Annotated in this window: 1 protein-coding gene; it reads left to right on the top strand. The window is 43.5% G+C overall.

Going from position 1 to position 1189, the window contains the following annotated elements; all coding sequences use genetic code 11:
- Window position 1 precedes the first annotated feature (1 nt).
- Window positions 2-1177 carry an elongation factor Tu gene (gene tuf, locus ACFIQC_RS09870; RefSeq protein ID WP_012755022.1) on the top strand — a complete coding sequence of 392 codons (1176 nt, stop codon included), beginning with the start codon at window positions 2-4 and terminating at the stop codon, window positions 1175-1177.
- Window positions 1178-1189: the final 12 nt, after the last annotated feature.

Here is a 1189-nt window from a genome sequence, read left to right on the forward strand (position 1 = left end):
AATGGCGAAGAGCAAGTTTGAACGAACAAAACCGCATGTTAATATTGGTACGATTGGTCACGTTGATCATGGGAAGACCTCGTTGACAGCAGCGATTACGAAATATTTTGGTGAATTTAAAGCTTATGACCAAATTGACGCTGCGCCAGAGGAACGGGCACGTGGAATTACTATTTCTACAGCACACGTTGAGTATGAAACGGAAAATCGTCACTATGCGCACGTTGATTGTCCAGGACATGCTGATTATGTGAAAAACATGATCACAGGGGCAGCACAGATGGATGGTGCTATTTTGGTTGTTTCAGCAGCTGATGGTCCAATGCCTCAGACACGTGAGCATATTTTGCTTGCACGTCAGGTTGGTGTTCCAGCAATTGTTGTTTTTCTTAATAAAGTTGATCAGGTTGATGATGCAGAACTTTTGGAGCTTGTAGAGCTTGAGGTTCGGGAACTTTTATCCAAATATGATTTCCCAGGCGATGATATACCAATTGTTAAGGGTTCTGCGTTGGCAGCTCTTGAGGATAAGGATAAAAGCATTGGTGAAGATGCTGTTCGTCTTTTAATGAGTGAAGTTGATAATTATATCCCAACCCCTGAACGTCCTGTTGATCAACCATTTTTGATGCCGATAGAAGATGTTTTTTCGATTTCGGGTCGTGGAACTGTTGTTACGGGTCGTGTTGAGCGTGGTGTTATTAAAGTTGGAGAGGAAATCGAGATTATCGGTATTCGTCCAACGTCTAAGACGACGGTTACAGGCGTTGAAATGTTCCGCAAGCTTTTGGATCAAGGTCAAGCGGGTGATAATATAGGGGCTCTGCTACGTGGTGTTGACCGTGAAGGGATTGAGCGTGGTCAAGTATTGGCAAAGCCAGGATCCGTTACACCTCATACACGGTTTAAAGCAGAAGCTTACATTTTGACAAAGGATGAAGGTGGACGTCATACACCATTTTTCACGAATTATCGTCCTCAGTTTTACTTCCGTACGACGGATGTTACAGGTATTGTTACGCTTCCAGAAGGAACGGAAATGGTTATGCCAGGTGACAATGTTGCGATGGATGTTTCGTTGATCGTTCCGATAGCGATGGAAGAGAAACTTCGTTTTGCTATTCGTGAAGGTGGTCGTACTGTTGGTGCCGGTATCGTCTCTAAGATCATTGAATAAATAATGCTTGTT

Source organism: Bartonella sp. AA126HLJHH, assembly GCF_042197425.1.
Lineage (GTDB): Bacteria > Pseudomonadota > Alphaproteobacteria > Rhizobiales > Rhizobiaceae > Bartonella.

Excerpts from the sequence above, each read along its gene's own strand:
- tuf (WP_012755022.1), top strand. The coding sequence starts at position 2 with ATGGCGAAGAGCAAGTTTGAACGAACAAAACCGCATGTTAATATTGGT.